The 322-nt window shown below is 32.3% G+C and carries 1 pseudogene; it reads left to right on the top strand.

Going from position 1 to position 322, the window contains the following annotated elements:
- Positions 1-322: pseudogene (locus tag AYC60_RS04550) on the top strand (signal recognition particle protein); the annotation flags it as partial.

The raw sequence follows: 322 nt of genomic DNA, 5'->3' as shown, positions 1-322 counted from the left end.
AAAAAAAGAACCGGAGGATATGTATATAAAGATACTGGAGGGAGAGTACATATAGATGGAAAACTTATGAAGGAATTACAGGGTGTTAAAGCTAAAGTAAATCCAAAAGAAATACTATTAGTAGGAGATGGTATGACAGGACAAGATGCTGTAAATGTTGCAAAGACATTTAATGATAGTTTAGATATTACAGGAGTAGTTGTAACTAAACTTGATGGAGATACACGTGGAGGAGCTGCTCTTTCTATTAAAGAAATATCAGGTAAACCTATTAAATATATTTCTGAAGGTGAAAAACTTGTTTCTATATCAGTTTTCCATC

Origin of the sequence: Streptobacillus felis (assembly GCF_001559775.1) — a bacterium.
GTDB classification, from domain to species: Bacteria; Fusobacteriota; Fusobacteriia; order Fusobacteriales; family Leptotrichiaceae; genus Streptobacillus; species Streptobacillus felis.
This window is presented reverse-complemented; position numbering and strand designations above follow the sequence as displayed.